This is a genomic window from Chryseobacterium sp. UF-81 (genome assembly GCF_058245105.1).
In genome coordinates this window covers 50,320-67,879 of the sequence record NZ_JBSIBX010000017.1, presented here as the reverse complement: position 1 = coordinate 67,879, position 17,560 = coordinate 50,320, and the positions used below count along the sequence as shown (strand labels likewise).

17 protein-coding genes are annotated in these 17,560 nt (G+C 37.7%); 3 read left to right on the top strand and 14 right to left on the bottom strand.

The window, feature by feature from the left end:
* Window positions 1-38: 38 nt before the first annotated feature.
* The 4 genes from AC4IFE_RS19370 to AC4IFE_RS19355 all read right to left on the bottom strand — a co-directional run bounded on the left by AC4IFE_RS19370 (window position 39) and on the right by AC4IFE_RS19355 (window position 3,866).
* Entirely contained in the window at window positions 39-938 is a 900-nt protein-coding gene (locus AC4IFE_RS19370; RefSeq protein WP_490758759.1) for an alpha/beta hydrolase family protein, read from the bottom strand.
* Between the two features lie 121 nt (window positions 939-1,059).
* Entirely contained in the window at window positions 1,060-1,956 is an 897-nt protein-coding gene (locus AC4IFE_RS19365) for a Kelch repeat-containing protein (RefSeq protein ID WP_490758777.1), read from the bottom strand.
* A 138-nt stretch (window positions 1,957-2,094) separates the two neighbouring features.
* Window positions 2,095-2,769 carry a hypothetical protein gene (locus AC4IFE_RS19360; RefSeq protein ID WP_490758758.1) on the bottom strand — a complete coding sequence of 225 codons (675 nt, stop codon included), beginning with the start codon at window positions 2,767-2,769 and terminating at the stop codon, window positions 2,095-2,097.
* A 572-nt stretch (window positions 2,770-3,341) separates the two neighbouring features.
* Window positions 3,342-3,866: a hypothetical protein gene (locus tag AC4IFE_RS19355; RefSeq protein WP_490758757.1), complete on the bottom strand. Its 525-nt coding sequence runs from the start codon at window positions 3,864-3,866 to the stop codon at window positions 3,342-3,344.
* 850 nt (window positions 3,867-4,716) lie between these two features.
* On the opposite strand from AC4IFE_RS19355, the gene AC4IFE_RS19350 reads away from it, so the two are divergent.
* Entirely contained in the window at window positions 4,717-4,959 is a 243-nt protein-coding gene (locus AC4IFE_RS19350; protein ID WP_490758756.1) for a helix-turn-helix domain-containing protein, read from the top strand.
* Window positions 4,960-5,126: 167 nt separating this feature from the next.
* On the opposite strand, the gene AC4IFE_RS19345 is transcribed toward AC4IFE_RS19350, so the two are convergent.
* The 9 genes from AC4IFE_RS19345 to AC4IFE_RS19305 all read right to left on the bottom strand — a co-directional run bounded on the left by AC4IFE_RS19345 (window position 5,127) and on the right by AC4IFE_RS19305 (window position 12,985).
* Complete coding sequence (locus AC4IFE_RS19345; RefSeq protein WP_490758755.1) at window positions 5,127-5,609, bottom strand: hypothetical protein; 483 nt, start codon at window positions 5,607-5,609, stop codon at window positions 5,127-5,129.
* A 216-nt stretch (window positions 5,610-5,825) separates the two neighbouring features.
* A complete protein-coding gene (gene groL / locus AC4IFE_RS19340; protein WP_490758754.1) occupies window positions 5,826-7,451 on the bottom strand; it encodes a chaperonin GroEL in 1,626 nt (541 codons plus the stop codon).
* A gap of 55 nt (window positions 7,452-7,506) precedes the next feature.
* A complete protein-coding gene (locus tag AC4IFE_RS19335) occupies window positions 7,507-7,866 on the bottom strand; it encodes a four helix bundle protein (protein ID WP_490758753.1) in 360 nt (119 codons plus the stop codon).
* 34 nt (window positions 7,867-7,900) lie between these two features.
* The gene (locus tag AC4IFE_RS19330) at window positions 7,901-8,179 is read right to left on the bottom strand and encodes a co-chaperone GroES (RefSeq protein ID WP_034723531.1); all 279 of its coding nucleotides are present in this window, start codon (window positions 8,177-8,179) and stop codon (window positions 7,901-7,903) included.
* 176 nt (window positions 8,180-8,355) lie between these two features.
* Window positions 8,356-8,490, bottom strand: coding sequence for a hypothetical protein (locus AC4IFE_RS19325; protein ID WP_260542430.1), 135 nt, complete (start codon window positions 8,488-8,490; stop codon window positions 8,356-8,358).
* Window positions 8,491-8,751: 261 nt separating this feature from the next.
* Window positions 8,752-9,471, bottom strand: a complete 720-nt coding sequence (locus AC4IFE_RS19320; RefSeq protein ID WP_490758752.1) for a DUF3108 domain-containing protein — start codon at window positions 9,469-9,471, stop codon at window positions 8,752-8,754.
* Between the two features lie 70 nt (window positions 9,472-9,541).
* Window positions 9,542-10,789: a cation:dicarboxylate symporter family transporter gene (locus tag AC4IFE_RS19315; protein ID WP_490758751.1), complete on the bottom strand. Its 1,248-nt coding sequence runs from the start codon at window positions 10,787-10,789 to the stop codon at window positions 9,542-9,544.
* A 195-nt stretch (window positions 10,790-10,984) separates the two neighbouring features.
* A complete protein-coding gene (locus AC4IFE_RS19310; protein WP_490758750.1) occupies window positions 10,985-12,271 on the bottom strand; it encodes a CitMHS family transporter in 1,287 nt (428 codons plus the stop codon).
* An 18-nt stretch (window positions 12,272-12,289) separates the two neighbouring features.
* Window positions 12,290-12,985 (bottom strand): DUF2490 domain-containing protein, encoded by a 696-nt coding sequence (locus AC4IFE_RS19305; RefSeq protein ID WP_490758749.1) that lies wholly within the window; start codon window positions 12,983-12,985, stop codon window positions 12,290-12,292.
* Window positions 12,986-13,214: 229 nt separating this feature from the next.
* Here AC4IFE_RS19305 and AC4IFE_RS19300 point away from each other — a divergent pair, with 229 nt between their 5' ends.
* Together AC4IFE_RS19300 and AC4IFE_RS19295 are read left to right on the top strand one after the other, a co-directional pair.
* Complete coding sequence (locus tag AC4IFE_RS19300; RefSeq protein WP_490758748.1) at window positions 13,215-14,243, top strand: sensor histidine kinase; 1,029 nt, start codon at window positions 13,215-13,217, stop codon at window positions 14,241-14,243.
* Complete coding sequence (locus AC4IFE_RS19295) at window positions 14,243-14,941, top strand: LytR/AlgR family response regulator transcription factor (RefSeq protein ID WP_490758747.1); 699 nt, start codon at window positions 14,243-14,245, stop codon at window positions 14,939-14,941. The genes AC4IFE_RS19300 and AC4IFE_RS19295 overlap by 1 nt, the downstream gene beginning before the upstream one ends.
* 198 nt (window positions 14,942-15,139) lie before the next feature.
* Here the strand turns inward: AC4IFE_RS19295 and AC4IFE_RS19290 are convergent, their stop codons facing one another.
* Entirely contained in the window at window positions 15,140-17,530 is a 2,391-nt protein-coding gene (locus tag AC4IFE_RS19290; RefSeq protein WP_490758746.1) for a M1 family metallopeptidase, read from the bottom strand.
* Window positions 17,531-17,560 lie beyond the last annotated feature (30 nt).

Genomic DNA, 17,560 nt, shown 5'->3' with positions numbered 1-17,560 from the left:
TGCCGAATATATAATTGCGTTAATGTTATTTTTGGTTTTTATTTTGAAGATTCAGATTTTTTAATAGTCAGGGCTTTCTGCTTTATCCATTGTACAGCAATATCAACAGGAGCCGTCACATCGCTGGAAGAAGTATTGTGTCCCATTTTAGAAAAAAGAGTGTATTCAAAAGGTTTGCCCTGAATTTTAAGGGTATTCAATTGCTCTATACATAACTTTACCGGAATCTGTATGTCTTTTTCACCGAAAAGCCAAAGCCCGGGAATTGAAAGCGTATTCAAAGAGGTTTTTGGGTCAGTTGCCACAAACTGATACCTGTCCGGATCATTTCTGGTATGCTCAATGGCATCTGCTTCCGTATGATTTTCCCAAAAACTATTGTTTCCATTCGTATAGAACTGAAACCGGAGCTGTTCCAGAGTTGTAATGGTAGGACAGCTAAATAAAACCATAAAGTCAATTTGTGGATTTTTGCTTGCAGCAATCGGGATGATCCATCCTGCCTGGCTGAAACCCACCAATCCAATGGGTATTTTTTTATCTTTTAAATGGGTCCGAAATGTTTTTACGGCTGCATTGGCATCGTGAGCCAATAGATTAAGATTAGCAGGATCGATATTATTGGTGCCAACAGATGGCCCTACATATACACCGCCAGATTCTCCAACTCCGCGTTTGTCGTATGTGAATACAGCAATGCCTTCTTTGGCAAGACGTTTTGCAAACTCCATTTCTCTTTTTACCGGATCGGATCCGTGAACAATGACAACTGCTGCAAAGGGGTTTTTAGGCTCTAAAACTGAGCCTGCGAGAGTGATACCCTGGCTTTCAAACTTTACATTCTGAATGGTAAAGTCGGTTGATTGTGAAAATACAATTTGTGGTAAAGCTATCAATAATAGCCAAAAATAGAAGTTAGAAAAAGAGTAGATTTTCATAGGTCATGGTTAGTTGTCAAATATAATATAAAAAACCGCTCTATAGAAGATTTCGGAGCAGGAAGAATAGGGGCAGTTTTGTATTGTTTGAAATCGATGAGTCGTTTTGAATATTTGATCTTCATCGGCTGCCATTTGCAGAAAGTACACTTTCGCTGATATCTGCCACTTGTATGCTTTTAATAGCCGAGCTGGTGAGAGACGTTGTACTTCCACCGATGATATATAATTTATCGTTGTATACTTCCGCTGCAGCGTGTCTTCTGGGAATCATATTGGATGATAACTGATGTAATTTATTGGTTGTTGTATCAAAATAGGCCAAAAAAGATTGATTATTAAAACTACCTACAATAAAAATTTTATCACCGTATACAGCTAATGAGTGCCCGGATACGCCAACAGGCATCGTGTACTTATCGATCCAAAGATTAGTTTTGAGGTCGTAAACATTGATCAGACGGGATGGAGTGCCGTTAAAACCACCAATAACATACAGTTTATCATTAACAATTTTGCCCTTTGCTTCTCTGGCTGTGGGCATATTGGGTAGTGGATTCCATGTATTGGAAGCAATATCATAATACTGGAATTTATTAGAAAATACAGTGGTTGCAGCTCCATTGAGCCCGCTGCCGCCGAACACATATATTTTGCCGTTATGGATGGCAGAACCTGCATTTCCTGTATAGGAACGGTTAACAGCGCCCTTCGTTATGGTATTGGTGGCAAGGTCTACAATTTCAAGATGGCTGTTTCCCCAACCGTTAAAAATGTAAATTTTATTATTGTAAGTCTCTGAATTAGCAAATCTTTTGGGAAGTAGAGCAGAATTGAGAACACTCCAACGATTATCTGTAATACTATATTTCTCAATATACTTTGCATCACTTGCTTTTTCCTGATACCCATTGCTTACATATATATTATCATTTACGATTACACTGGCTGTGGCACCTCTGCCTGCAGACATATTGGTGAGATTTTTAAAATGAAGTGTTTGTGCATGGAATAACACTGAGCCAAAAAATGAAAGGAGTACTAATTTTATTTTCAATGGTATTAAGATTTAGTGTTTGCTTTTTATACCGGACTTTAATAGAATATCGTGGTTTAAAGATAGGAAAAAGTTAGGGAGAATTTTGTGAAATTGCTTTTATTTAGGTGAACAAAAAGTCAGGATACTTTGCGCAGTGGGGGAATTGCTACGATTTAATTTTTTTAAATAAATTCTTTTGTTTCTCCATCGAGGGCCAAAAAATAAAAACTTGCTTTGATTAGTGTATACTTTTGATCTTTTTTTCAATTGCCCGTTTTTAATTCCGTAAGCAAAAAGTTTATTTCTTTGAATTTTATATTTTAAATGATAGTTAATTCCGCTTTCACTTTTTAAATCATAATTATGATAGTTGCCGGATAATATATCGGATATTGTCACTGAATCATTTACAGATTCTATCTCTTCTTTATTTTTATTGAATTTTAAATATAGGTTATGATTACTTATCTTATAAAGACCGGAAAGTTCTATATGCTGAAGATCTCCTGAAAATATATAATTAAATTCATTGTTATTTTTTAAGTCAATCTGAGTAACGAAAAATTCAAATTCAGCTTTATTGGTTTTGTAAACTCCCTGTAAGTTCTTTTGCGACTTACAAGATAAAAAAAGTAATAAAGCTAAAATTAGGCTGAGCATTTTCATGGTATTCAAATATACATAGATGATTTTAAATAATTGCTTACCCTTCTCACCAAGTACAAATGTTGGATGTCTCAGACATGTGTTTTTATATTTTCCCTTTCCTTTCAAGAATAAGGTACGCTGCATGGAGCATTTTGGTCAGGTGAATGTAAGGACTGACAATATTCTTTTCCGGTATATCAAAAGAAGGGTGATATTTTTAAACGCAAAGTTTCCATTGAGTTTTATATTGTAAGGAAAGCAAAGAGTAGCGGTTTCACCGCTGGTGAAGCAGCCTGCTGAAAAGCCCGCTTCATCAAATCAATCAAGGATTGATTCCTTCTTTGCTTCTTAAACTCTGCATTATTAAAATAATCCTTTGCGTTTATGAAATTTCTACTCGCTGATTGCTTTTACTTTCTTCCTCTTCTTTCAAGAATAAGGTACGCTGCATGGAGCATTTTGGTCAGGTGAATGTAAGGACTGACAATATTCTTTTCCGGTATATCAAAAGAAGGGTGATATTTTTAAACGCAAAGTTTCCATTGAGTTTTATATTGTAAGGAAAGCAAAGAGTAGCGGTTTCACCGCTGGTGAAGCAGCCTGCTGAAAAGCCCGCTTCATCAAATCAATCAAGGATTGATTCCTTCTTTGCTTCTTAAACTCTGCATTATTAAAATAATCCTTTGCGTTTATGAAATTTCTACTCGCTGATTGCTTTACTTTCTTCCTCTTCTTTCAAGAATAAGGTACGCTGCATCCAGCATTTTGGTCAGGTGAATGTATGGGCTTATCATATTCCTTTCCGGTAGATGATCATAGATTCCCAGTGAGAAATAGACCATGCCTGACATGAAATAATCGAATTCCTTGATGCTGTATTCTTTGAATGCTTTTTTAAAGACCAACAGAGGATTTTGGTATTCTTTCTCTGAAAGCAGGCCAAGAACCAACGGAGAAACCTCTTCCAACTGAGTATTGGCGGTCCGTTTCTTTTCATGCAGCGCTATGAGGTAGCCTGCACGAATGAATGACCGCATCGCCTGCTGAAAGTGAAGAATGACGGACGGATCTTCTTTTATCCGGCTATATCTTTTTACAGCATAATTCATAATGGTGTTTAACCGTTCTTTAGATGCTGCAAGGTCATTAAGCTGGAAGAATGTTTCCATCAGCTGTAAGCCGCAATGCTTCTTGCGGCCTTTCCCAAGCCGGGATTGAAAGTCTGTTCTGGTTTTTTTCATGAGTTTGTATTTTTTTAACTGTGATTTTCAAAATAATTAATTGGTGTACAATTTTTTAAACCAATAAGATTTTTTAAGTGATTAAGAATTATTAAAGATCATAGCTGAAGCTATGTTTTAGCGGATTGCTTCATCCATCTTTGATGGATCTTAACTTATCTTATTCTCTTCATGCTCCTTAATGGTTATCATTTTTTATGTTTCTTACTATTAAGATTTTTTAAGTGATTAAGAATTATTAATATCATAGCTGAAGCTATGTTTTTAGCGGGGTTGCTTCATCCATCTTTGATGGATCTTAACTTATCTTAATCTCTTCATTTTTCTTAATGGTTTATATTTTTTGTCACGTTTTATTGTACGATTTTACTGGCCGTAAAGGAGGAAGTCCGCCTGAACTTCCTGCCTATACAAGCCTAATGAATATGATAGAATTTGTGTTTTTCTAAAAGCCCGAAAGCCGCAATGGATTGTACACCCCATTGTAACATATCATGATACTTTATGTGGAAAAGCAGGCTTAGAAATAGATGATTGTAGAAAAACAGAACGGCATGAAAATAAAAACGGCATGAGACTCTACAATATCCGACTTGAGGTACTGGTATACCATGCAACAGATAAGAGAGCCCACGCCTAGGTCGTGAGCTTCTTGCTTATCTTCTCGTTGCTTTTAAATTACCAGTTTTCAAGTCGAGATTCTAAGCAATAGCTTCTATATTTCTTTGAAGTATCGCAAAATTACTTTAATAAGTAATCTTTTCCAAATATAAGAAATTTCCAGATTGTTACAAGCTCTTGTAACAAAATTTGCAAAAAAAATTACGCCCTTTGTATAAAGTACTAATAAATGGACGTTTTACAAGATGAAATACTAAAAAGATTTGGAGAACACGTCAAAGATTTAAGACTTAAATCTGGGCTTACCCAAGATGATGTTGTGCTAAATAGTTCAAAAATTACTAAAGGCACAGTCAGTGATATAGAAAATGGAAAAAGAAACTTTGCATTTACTACATTAATAGATTTGGCTAGAGGCTTAAATGTACAACCCAAAGATTTACTGAATTTCAAGATAGATGAGAAATCCTAAATGAGAGTTGGGATTTGTATTTATTAACCTATTAGGTAATAGAATAACGTTTTGGGGCTTGGCGTAGTGGCGGATTTCGGAGCTCAAAACTGTCAATACACCATAAATGTTGATGCGAGGTAAAATATTCAATTAACAACTTCACCCGCCATTGAGCCAAACGCCTGTTACAAGCTGCCCTTCTGTTTATATTCCTTTGGTGTGTTAATTAAGTTGTCAATTTTCTTTGCTATTTCGCTAAGCATCATCTTGTGTCTAATTATTGCAATCAACCAGTTCATTCCTCCTAACCACAAGAAGCAAAATATTCCAACCCAAATGTTTTGTGAAATTGTCGCCATAAAAACAGACATAATGGTCACCGCTATAAAAAGATGATACATATAAAATTCATAGGTCAATATAGTTCTGTCGCCTTTGTCAACAATTATAAAAACCCCTTTTTCGATAGGAACAAGAATATTAGTATTCCATCTGTTCCATTTGAAAAATTTAGACTTAAATGTCAACTTGTTGTCTTCAATAACAATGTCGTCACCTGTTTTTTCTGTTATAAACTCTTCAATAAATTCAAGAGTTTCTTTGTTTCTGTCACTTGTAAAAGTGTCGCCAAGTCGTGCTGAATATATTATTGAAAACGGAAATGTCATTATTTGCTCAGTTGTCTGTTAGGGTTGCTTGTAACTTTCTAATTTACGCATTGCATCAATGTATATAATTGCATTAATGCTGTTTTGATTTTAGTTATCTATTTGTCAATCATCAAATATAAATATACTATTTCCTCACAAAAAACCATAATACAAATAAAAAAAACCGCCCTGCAAAAGCAGAGCGGTTTATATATATTAAAGCATCGGTGATGACTACATCATTCCCGGCATTCCACCTCCCATTGGCATAGCAGGTTCAGCGCTCTTAATTTCAGTGATTACACACTCTGTAGTAAGAAGCATTCCGGAAACAGAAGCTGCGTTTTCAAGGGCAACTCTTGTTACTTTCGTAGGGTCAATGATTCCTGCTTCAAGCATGTTTACATACTCGTCAGTTTTCGCATTGTATCCGAAGTCTCCTGTACCTTCTGCTACTTTAGCAACGATTACAGAACCTTCACCTCCTGCATTGGCAACGATTTGTCTTAATGGCTCTTCGATTGCTCTCTTAACGATTTTAATACCTGTAGTTTCGTCAGCATTGATTCCCGTAAGGTTTTCCAAAGCTGAGATTGCTCTTACCAAAGCAACACCACCACCTGCAACGATACCTTCTTCAACTGCTGCTCTTGTAGCGTGAAGCGCATCATCTACTCTGTCTTTTTTCTCCTTCATTTCCACTTCAGAAGCTGCACCTACATAAAGTACGGCAACACCACCGGCTAATTTAGCCAGTCTCTCCTGTAGTTTTTCTCTGTCGTAGTCAGAAGTTGTAGTTTCCATCTGAGCTTTGATCTGAGCTACTCTTCCTTTGATCTTAGCTTCGTCACCACCACCGTTTACGATCGTTGTGTTGTCTTTATCAATTGTTACTTTCTCAGCAGTTCCAAGCATATCCAGAGAGATGTTTTCCATAGTGAAACCTTGCTCCTCAGAAATAACCTGGCCACCTGTTAAGATCGCGATATCTTCCAGCATTGCTTTTCTTCTGTCTCCGAATCCAGGAGCTTTTACAGCAGCAATTTTAAGAGAACCTCTTAATTTGTTTACCACCAAAGTAGCTAAAGCTTCACCTTCCACTTCTTCAGAGATAATCAATAGAGATTTACCGCCCTGTGCAATCGGCTCAAGAACCGGAAGCAATTCTTTCATAGAAGAGATTTTCTTCTCTACCAAAAGGATGTAAGGATTTTCTACTTCAGCTACCATTTTCTCAGGGTTAGTCACGAAGTAAGGAGACTGGTATCCTCTGTCGAACTGCATACCTTCTACAACATCTACCGTTGTATCGATACCTTTAGCTTCTTCTACAGTGATTACCCCTTCTTTACCTACTTTTCCGAAAGCCTCAGCAATCAGAGATCCGATGGTTTCGTCGTTGTTTGCAGAAACTGAAGCTACCTGCTTCACCATTTCTGTAGAATCTCCAACTGTTTTAGACTGAGATTTAAGGTTTTCAACAACAGCAGTTACTGCCTTGTCGATCCCTCTTTTCAAGTCCATAGGGTTAGCACCTGCAGCTACGTTCTTAAGACCTTCTCTTACGATAGCCTGTGCCAGTACAGTAGCGGTAGTAGTACCGTCTCCTGCAATATCATTGGTTTTGGAAGCCACTTCTTTTACCATCTGCGCTCCCATATTTTCTACTCTGTCTTCAAGTTCGATTTCTTTCGCTACAGAAACACCGTCCTTAGTTACATGAGGAGCCCCGAAAGATTTTTCAATCACTACGTTTCTACCTTTTGGTCCTAACGTTACTTTTACTGCATTAGCCAATGCATCAACTCCTCTTTTTAAAGCGTCTCTTGATTCAATATCGAATTTTATTTCTTTTGCCATAATATTAAAGCTTTAAGCTTTAGGCAGTAAGCAGTAAGCTTTTGCCTATAAGCTGTTAATTATTATTTAATAATTTTTTTCTAAGTTGTATAATTTTTTGTCTGATTAAATTCAGTTTTGGATTGAGGCTTATCAGTTGGTCCTCGGAAGTGAAACCCAAATCGCAGGAAAGTAAAAGTAAATATTCGGTTTCGTTGGTTGAACCAATACTTATTTCTAAAAATCTTGCAAATTCTTTGTCTGTAGATCTTCCGCAGCCTTCTGCAATATTTGTTGGAATAGAGACTGAAGCTCTTCTTATTTGAGAGGTTAAGCCAAAAAGTTCTGATTTTGGAAAGCTTTCAGAAATAATATAAATTTCTTTTACCAACTCGTGGGCAAGTTTCCAAACGTCATATCTTTTGTAGTCTCTCATTGCCTATTGCTTATCGCCTAATGCCTACTGCTTTTTACCCAATAACTCCTAAAAGATCCCCTTCCTTAACGATTAAGAAATCTTTCCCGTCTAATTTCAATTCAGAACCCGAATATTTTCCATAAAGAACTTTGTCACCTACCTGAACAGTTGTAGGCTCATCTTTTTTTCCTGGACCTACTGCTACTACTGTACCTTCCTGTGGTTTTTCTTTTGCGGTGTCCGGAATAATAATACCTGAAGCTGTTTTAGTTTCTGCAGCGATCGGCTCGATCAAAACTCTGTCTGCTAATGGTTTAAAGTTTACTGACATAATATATTTATTTTTTAATTAATTCTCCGTTATAATTCTCTAAATGTATGCCATGAGGCACCTATGGATGAAATGGCAGAATTTTATTTTCGATTGTGAAAATTTGGCAGAAAAAATAAAAAGACAAAGCCGGAAAATTTCCGGCTTTTTGTATTTAACTCTAATAATTCTGTGAATTAAGGGCAGTACTGTCCCGGTCCGATCCAAAGGATGCATTTTCCCTGGTCGTTCCATTCACAGCAAACAACTCTGGCCGCACCTCCAACGATGGATTTTTGGGCCTCTCTGCTTAATGATTTAGCATTTTTCATGATTAATATTTTAATTTGTTTTTATATTCCTGAACATTTAATGTCAATCAGGATTTTTGACGATTTGATGTAGGTGTTATTCAAAGATAGGAAAAATAAGGATCATATTATACACTGTTTGTAGATTTATTTTTTGAATTTGTATTTTGATTATCAGTTGTTTAATGAGTATGTTATAACAATGGAGTGCGAAGGTTTTATCATTTTGGATGGAACATTAAAAAGAAAAAGCTTACCATTACGGTAAACTTTTCAGGTCCATTATTGAATGGTTTCCAGGGTCATTTTTCTACCGCCGAGGTCTATATCCTGTTTCAGGATCTCTCGGGTTTCGGTATCTATGTAATAAGTAACAACCGTTGTCTTATCTTTAATGTCATCGGTTGTTTTTACAGCCCATACTTTTTTTCCATTGTAATCAGTTTTCTTTACGTCCAGTATATAGGCTTTAATCAATCCTTTCTTAGCATCCGGATTATAATCGAAAATAGAGAAGTCTGCAGTATAATTTTCTTTCAGGGGAGAAAACCTGATCAGCATAGGATAGCTGCTGCTGTCAAAATAATCTGCAGCATCCATTTCGATAGGATCTTTTTTCTGGGATTTTTTATCCAGATAATAGCCGGTTACTTTAGTCTTGCCGGATTTCAGAACCATATCCCTCGTCATATTAAAAGACGAATGATAGACGGGCTGGAAATTAGCAGTTTTTACGATGGTAGAATCTGTCCACTTGGCATCCGGTGCCTTTTTTAGCTTTACGGTAGTTTTGATGAGCAGATCGGTTTTGTTTAATTTTTTGAGTTCTGTAATAATGTTTCCAATCTCTATTTTTGTGCCTGCATTTTCCGCGTACCAAACCGCTTCCGATGTTTCATCTTTTATCAGCTTAGGATCAATAGTAATGTTGGCTGGGGTGAGCAGTTTCTGTGAAAATAAATTAACACTGCTTATTAATAATAATACAAGAAATGTTCTCATGATTTTTTATTAATAAGTGTTTCTGATTTTCAAAAAGTTACAAACCAGATATCAGCCTTTTTCTTTTCTATCATACAGAATCAATCTTATTTTTCTGATTCTGATTGATCTTCGAGATCACCGCTCCGGAAACAGCAATACTGATAAAGTTGGTCACAGATCTTGCCTCATTCATAAAACGGTCTACACTGTAAAGAAGGGCAATATCCGTTAGAGGGATTTTCCCAAATCTGTTCAGCGTAAAAATAAGAGCCAGAAATCCTGAGCCGGGAACTCCCGATGCCGTTTTTGATGTGATGGAAATAATGACAAAAAGCCACAGATAATCGGTGACCGTTAAAGAAATATTATAAAACTGAATAAGAAAGCAGCACGTCACGGAAATGTAAATACAGGCTCCGGAAAGATTGAAATTATACCCCAAAGGAATCACAAACCTTAAAACCTTCCTGTTGTAGCCTTCGGACTCCATTTTTTCAAAGATCAGCGGGAAAGCTGTTTTGGAACTTGATGTGGTAATAACCAGGATAATTTCTTCTTTTAAATCAAGCAAAAATTTCAAAAGCCGGATTTTGAACAGATAAGATACAATTCCCAAAACTCCGAAGATAAAGACAATATCAGCCAGGTATACCGTCGCCACAACTTTACTGAGTGGCAGAAGAGTGTTGATGCCATATACCGCAACCCCATACGCGATGTTACAGAAAATAATGATAGGAAGAATAAGATACAGATACTTGATTACTGCATAAAAAATCTTAAGGCCGCGGTCCAATATATTCAGGAACTTTTCTCTGGCACCGGAAAGATTCATAAAAATTCCGGCCAGGATAGAAACAAGAAGAAAAATCCCATGTCTGTTGAGGTACAGGCTTCCGGATAAAGTATTGTGGTTAATCTCAAATGTTTTGGGAAGGGATCTACTGATTTTCACAGTATCAATTCCGGTTTCGGCTCCGGGTCTTATGGCAAATCCGAAGATAAATCCTAAAATAATAGCCACCGAACTGATGATCAGAAAATAAAGAATAGTCTTCCAAACGATGCTGCTTGCATTTCTGATTCCGGAAAGCTGGCAGATTCCGTACATGATCGCCATAAAGATAATCGGAAGAATCAGCATTTCCAGCACCATGAAAAAATACCGGCTTACAATGCCCAGCTGAATGCTTGCCCCAGGTGCATAATATCCCGTGAGCACTCCACCGATAATTGCGGCAAATACATATAAGGTAAGATTTTTTAAATATCTTCCTGTGAATGTTTTTTTGGTTTCAAAAAAGTTCATCTGAATATACTTCTGCTTTCCGTACAAAGATCTGTTGTTTTTTTTACATCTGGAATAAATAATCAGATAGGGGAAGCATGAGGCTGGAAGAGGGAAGTGATTGAAGTTGGAAATAACAGCTTCCAGCCAGCTTCTATTAATCTTTAAAGCTACCCATTAATTTTATAACTGTGTTCAATATTAACTTCCATCCTCCTTCATCCGGCTTTCAAACTTTAATGATCAAATCACTCCAAGAATCAGTCCTGCCAGCAACATCACAATGGAAGATCCCAAAGCCCACTTTAAGGTATATTTCAAATGATCTGAAAATTCTACACCTGCCAGTGAGACTAATAAATAAGTGGATGGAACCAAAGGGCTCAGCAGATGCGATCCCTGTCCGATAAGGCTTGCTCTTCCCAGTATTTCCGGTGAAATACCCAGCTGATGCCCGGTAGCAACGATAATAGGTAAAATTCCAAAATAATAGGCATCATTGGATAAGAAAAAAGTAAGCGGAATACTGAACAGGGCTGTAACGATGTTCAGATAGCCGCCCCAGCTTTTCGGAACTATGTCGATCATGCTGTTTCCCATCGCCTGCATAATGCCTGAGCCATTCAGAATTCCAGTGAAAATTCCGGCCCCGAAAATCATTCCCGCAACTGACAAGGCATTACCTGCATGCTTGGAAATTATTTTCTGCTGATCTTTCAGTTTTGGGTAATTGATAATGGAAGCGATACAGAAAGCAATCATAAAGGCAATACCCAAAGGAACAATATCCAGGATCATCACTACCAGAAGAGCAACCGTAAGCGCAAGATTGATCAGGATCAGTTTCGGACGTCTCAGCTTAAGATCTACTTCACCGATGATGTCATTACTGTTATAATTCGTGAATTTTCCATGTTTGGCAATTCTTATTTTTTCTCTTCTTCCTAAAATATAGGCTACGAATATCACCCACAGAATACCGATAGCCATAATGGGAATCATAGGGACAAAAATTTCTGTGTGCCCAAGCTTCAGGGAACTCATTACTCTTGCTGTAGGGCCTCCCCACGGGAGAATATTCATGATCTGCCCTGCAAGCATAATAATGCAGGTGAGGACCAGCGGGTTCATTCCCTGTCTTTTATAAAGCGGAAGCATGGCAGCTACGACAATTAAGTAAGTGGAAGAGCCGTCGCCGTCCAGAGAAACCAATGCGGTAAGAATAGCGGTTCCTATTGTTGTTTTGATGGGATTGTCTCCAACTGCCTTCAAAATGATATTGACTAAAGGCTCAAAAAGTCCTGTATCGATCATCAGACTGAAATACAGAATGGCAAAGATGAGCATAACGCCGGTAAGAGCTATTTCTTTAACACCGTTTTTCATCATTTCTCCCAATTCAGGGCCAAAGCCCGCAAAGAGAGCTACGGTTACAGGGACAATGACCAGGGCTGTTAGCGGGGTCATTTTTTTGTTCATGATCAGAACCATGAAGATCAGAATCATGACGAATCCAAGGAAGGTAAGCATAGATGATTTAATTTATAGTTATTTATTTTTGTTTTTCTTTCTCCAGTCGAAACTGTTTCTGTAGCCAATGTAGCCGTAGTTGCTTGTAGATCCGGTTTCCAGCTGATTGATAAAAGCCACTTCAATGGCTGAGTTTTGTCCTACCTTCATTCCGAGCCCGGCTGTTAATCTGTTGCTGTCAAAGGGATCTTCCTTTACTACATTCATCCTGAGTTCATTTTTCAGGATGCCATACAGCTTTTCTTTTTCTCCGGCTCTGTTAAACGGAATTCTCAGGGAAATAAGATAGCGGAGCCTTACGATGAAATCATTTGGATTGTTTATAAAGCGTTCTTCCACACGGAAACGGTGCGAGACGGAAGTTCTGCCGATATTACCTCCTAATGTCACTTGCTGGAAAGGTCTTTTTTCATAACGCTCTTTTTTTGAATTGTCAGACTTATAAGAATCCAGTACCAGAAACATGAATCCGGCGGCGGGTTTCACTTCGTGGGCTATTTCATAATCTACATAGGCAGAAACCAGGAAAAGCCTGGTATCATACGCCAGATCAAAAGAGCGGTATTGTGATAGGGCTGTGAGCGTACTTTTATCTGTCAGCCTTGCCGACATCAGATACTGGAACCACATATTGTAGTTGTCACGGCTTTGCGCTTTTGTCTGTCCCATTATGGCCAGCAGTAAAATGATGGTTAATTTGAATTTAATTTTCATGTAATATTGAGTTAATATCCTGATGTCTCAAATATATTTATAAGAAGCAGCCGCAGATTTATTTTTCAATCAATGACCGTTTTTATCAGTGAACTGCAGAATGGGATGAAAAAGATGGTATATTTGAAAGATTGAAATTTGGATTTTTTAGATGTTTTTAATTATAAATATTGTATTTATATTGCTGGTTTTCAGGATTTTGTTTAATGCAAAAGTTTTGAAAAAACTAATGGACTATCATTGGGGTTTTCTGCTGAAGTTTCAGCATGTTTTTTTCCTTTTGATCTTTATTGTTATCACTTTTTTTACTGAAAACTACTTTCTGGATGTTCCGGAGCTCATCTGGAGTGTTTTATCCGTTATTATTTTTAATATCGGAATTTACAGTCTTGTCTATTTTTATCTGGTCCCTGAATTTTATCTTTCCAATAAATATCCGGAGTTCATTCTCTATGGGCTGATCAGTTTTCTGGTGTCGAGTCTTTTCAGGATTTTGCTGCAGCCGGCAGTTTTTCATATGAATTTTAATGAGACGCTTTCCAATACCAAATTCCTCTACAATGTGTATACGGCACAGGGAATTGTGATCCTTGTTGCTTCATTTCTCGGAATTACAAAAGATAAATTTCTTATTGAGCAGGATTTTAAAGATCTGGGTGAAGAAAAAGATCAGTTGTATCTGGACCTTTTGAAATCTAAAATGAATCCTCATTTTCTGCTGAATACACTTAATAATATTTATTCCAAAAGTTTCCAGCCTTCAGAAAATACTTCAGAGTCTATTTTGCAGCTTAGTAAACTGCTTCAGTATGTAATTTATGATACCGGCAAGGAGAAGATTTCTATGGCCCAGGAGTTTTCATCCATCAGATCTCTTGCGGGTCTGTATCAGCTGAAATATAATAATGTCCTGAATATTGGTTTCAATATTCAGGATGAAGAAACTCTGGAATTAATTGATATTCCGCCTTCGGTATGCCTTACATTATTTGAAAATGCATTGAAGCATTCTGCGGTGGGAATAGAACCGCAAAGCTATATCAATGTCGGCTACAGAATAGAAGACCAGAACCTTTTGTTTGAGATCCAAAATTCTGTTTCGAAGAAAAAAAATCTTGTCGGAAATATGAATGACAGTGGTTTGGGAAATGAAGCCGTAATCAATATTTTAGAAAAAAACTATGCAGGAAAATATACTTTTATATCTGAACCTGCGGAAAACAATAACTATCAGACTATATTAAAAATAAAACTGTAATGGCTAACCTGACGATCGTAAGTGTAGATGATGAATATCCCGCGCTCCAGCTGATCCAAAAATATTGCGGGAAGATGGAAGATGTAGACCTGCTGAAGGTATTTCAGGATCCGGAAGAAGCATTGGGCTATCTTACAAAGAATAGGGTAGACCTGGTGATTCTGGATATCAATATGCCCTACATCAACGGAATTGAACTTTTACATCAGCTACCTTACCAGCCGTTGTGCATATTTCTCACTCTGGAAACCCAGTATGCTGTCAAAGCTTTTGAACTGGATGTTGTCCATTATCTTGTAAAGCCTGTAGATTTTGAAACATTCAGAAAAGCGATCAATAAGGCGAAAGATTTCCTGCGGTTCAAGAATTCTGCGGAACAGCAGAAGAAGGAAGATTTTATTATGTTCAAATCCAATTATGTGATGAACAAAGTGCTTTTGGATGATATACAATGGGTACAGGGATTCGGGGAATATATTATTCTGGTAACCCCTTTGAAAAAATATATGATCCTTGAGCGGATGTCCAATTTTGAAGAGAAATTTCAAAACTTAGGATTTATCAGAATTCATAAATCATATATTGTTCTCTCTTCCCACATCAGCTCGTATGATGCGGCTCACGTCTATCTAAAAGATGGAGAGAAACTTCCGCTTGGCAGAACGTATAAAAATTCTTTGAAGGCTTACTTAAATTAAAATGAACGTTTGGAAATCTCCCGCAGATCAAAAAGATTATGGAGATTTTTTTACATAGCATTTAAAAAATTTAATACGGGTGGGCTTTAGCCCGCCTGATGTTTAATGAACATCGAAAATTGGCTTTAGCCAAATCATTAAAATAATTGCATTATAATTAAAAAAGGTTGTCTCCTGTGAAACAACCTTTTTCAGTTTTTATGATTTCTTTCCGGCGGCCTGCATCGGATTGACTTTTCCGCTGGCGCCTCCTCGTACAGGGGCTTCTCCGTGTTTCTGCTTAAACAATTGGAATTTTGAAACCTGAGTGTCTGTACCGTTACTGCTCCATAAATTATTGGAAGTATCAATATCCGCCGTTTCTCTCATCGGGTCAAGCTGTATCGACTTTATCTTTTTATCAAAGTAATACGTTTTGGAAACCTTCTGTTCATTTTGTCTCCAGATCTGTGCAGATGATTTATCGTACAGTTTAGATCCGTCTTCAAAAGTGAATTCAAGGATGATTGGCATGACCAGCCCGCCTTTATTCACAAAATCGATCTGGTAGCCGGTAAGATTTTTGAATTTTTCTTTATCCTTAGCATCCAGAGGCATACCTGCCTCTACTTTTGCAGTATATTCTTTGTCAGCATCTACTTTCTCCTGACCTCTGTCATATCTGTAATAAAAATCCTGCAGCTCTTTATCCTTATCTACATAGAACGTGATGTTTTTATCCTCTTTATTTCTGATTTTAGAAATGTCCTCAAAGGTATTCTGCTGCGGTTTTTCCAATTTATATTTTGTTTCTTTAGCTTCTTTTGGAGGCGTATTGAGATCCGGAACTGCCACAGTTACTTTATCGATGGCAATATCTACAGGATCTGTTCCGTAGAACCATCCTCTCCAGAACCAGTCGAGATCTTCACCGCTTGCATCTTCCATTGTACGGAAGAAATCTGCAGGTTCGGGATGTTTGAAGGCCCATCTTTTTGCATACGTTTTAAAAGCTTTATCGAATAATTCTCTTCCCATGATCGTCTCACGAAGAATGTTTAATCCGGTGGCCGGTTTTAAGTATGCATTCGGGCCGAATTGGATAATATTTTCAGAATTACTCATAATAGGCTCCAGCTGATCCTTCGGAAGCTTCATATAATCTGTGATCGTCCATGCCGGTCCTTTTTTTGAAGGAAATTTATTGTCCCATTTTTCCTCTGTAAGATATTGTGTAAAGGTATTCAATCCTTCATCCATCCAGCTCCACTGTCTTTCATCAGAGTTGATGATCATCGGGAAGAAATTGTGTCCAACCTCGTGTATCACAACCCCGATCATTCCATTCTTAATTCCCTCAGAATAGGTTCCGTCCTTTTCCGTTCTTCCATAATTAAAACAGATCATCGGATATTCCATTCCGTTGGCTGCTTCCACAGACTGCGCTACAGGATACGGATACGGAATCGTAAATTCAGAATAGGTTTTGATGGTGTGGGCAACAGCTTTTGTAGAATATTTTCTGTAAAGGGCGTAAGCTTCTTTTGGGTAGAAGCTCATCGCCATTACTTTATTGTTGTTTTCAGGAATGGTAACGCGCATTCCGTCCCAGACAAATTTTCTGGATGAGGTCCATGCAAAATCTCTTACATCATTGGCCTCAAAGCTCCATGTTTTTCTTTGTTTTGAATGATTTTTTTCGGCTTTTTTCGCTTCGTCCAGCGTTACGATTTCTATAGGTTCAGCAGCACTTTCAGCCTTTCGGTATCTTGCCATCTGGTCTGAAGTTAAAACCTGCTCATAATTTTTACATTCTCCGGTGCCCCCTACAATATGGTCTGCAGGTACATTCATTGAAACTTTAAAATTTCCGAATACCAATGCAAATTCGCCACGTCCCGTGAACTGGTGGTTCTGCCATCCGTGAAAATCACTGTATACGCACATTCTCGGGTACCATTGCGTTATGGTGTACAGATCATTCCCATCTTCTGCAAAGTTTTCATAGCCACCGCGGCCGCCCATTTTGATTCTGTTCGGGATATTGTAGTTCCAGTCTATTTTGAAGATCAGTTTTTCTCCTTTCTTCAATACTTTTGGCAGATCAATACGCATCATGGTCTTGTTCACGATATATTTCAGGGGATTTCCTGAAGCATCCGTCACCTTCTCCAGGTTCACGCCATAGCCGTTATCCTTTTCAGGCAGCTCTGTGACTTTCAGCTGCTGATCGTTAGAAGAAGCAGGAAGGGTAGAAGGAAAAGCAAAACCGGCATTTTTTACAGTGGACTGTTCGTTTTCATCCAGCTGAAGCCAGATGTAATCCAGATCATCCGGAGAATTGTTGTAATAGGTGATGGTTTCTGAACCTTTCAGATTTCTTTTATCTTCATCAAGATAAGCTGTAATATCATAGTCAGCCCTGGTCTGCCAATATCCCTGGCCGGGAGACCCCGAAGCCGTTCTGTAAATATTGGGAGTCGGGAGAATGGTCCCAAGCTGCTCGAATTTGTTTCCGTGGTTACTTCCAGGGTTATTCTGAATGTTTTGCGCGGTGAAGCCTGTATATGCAAATACAGAAAATGAAAGTAGGGCTGCTTTTAATTTCATTACCGAATTGATTTAATAGTTATCAAAGAT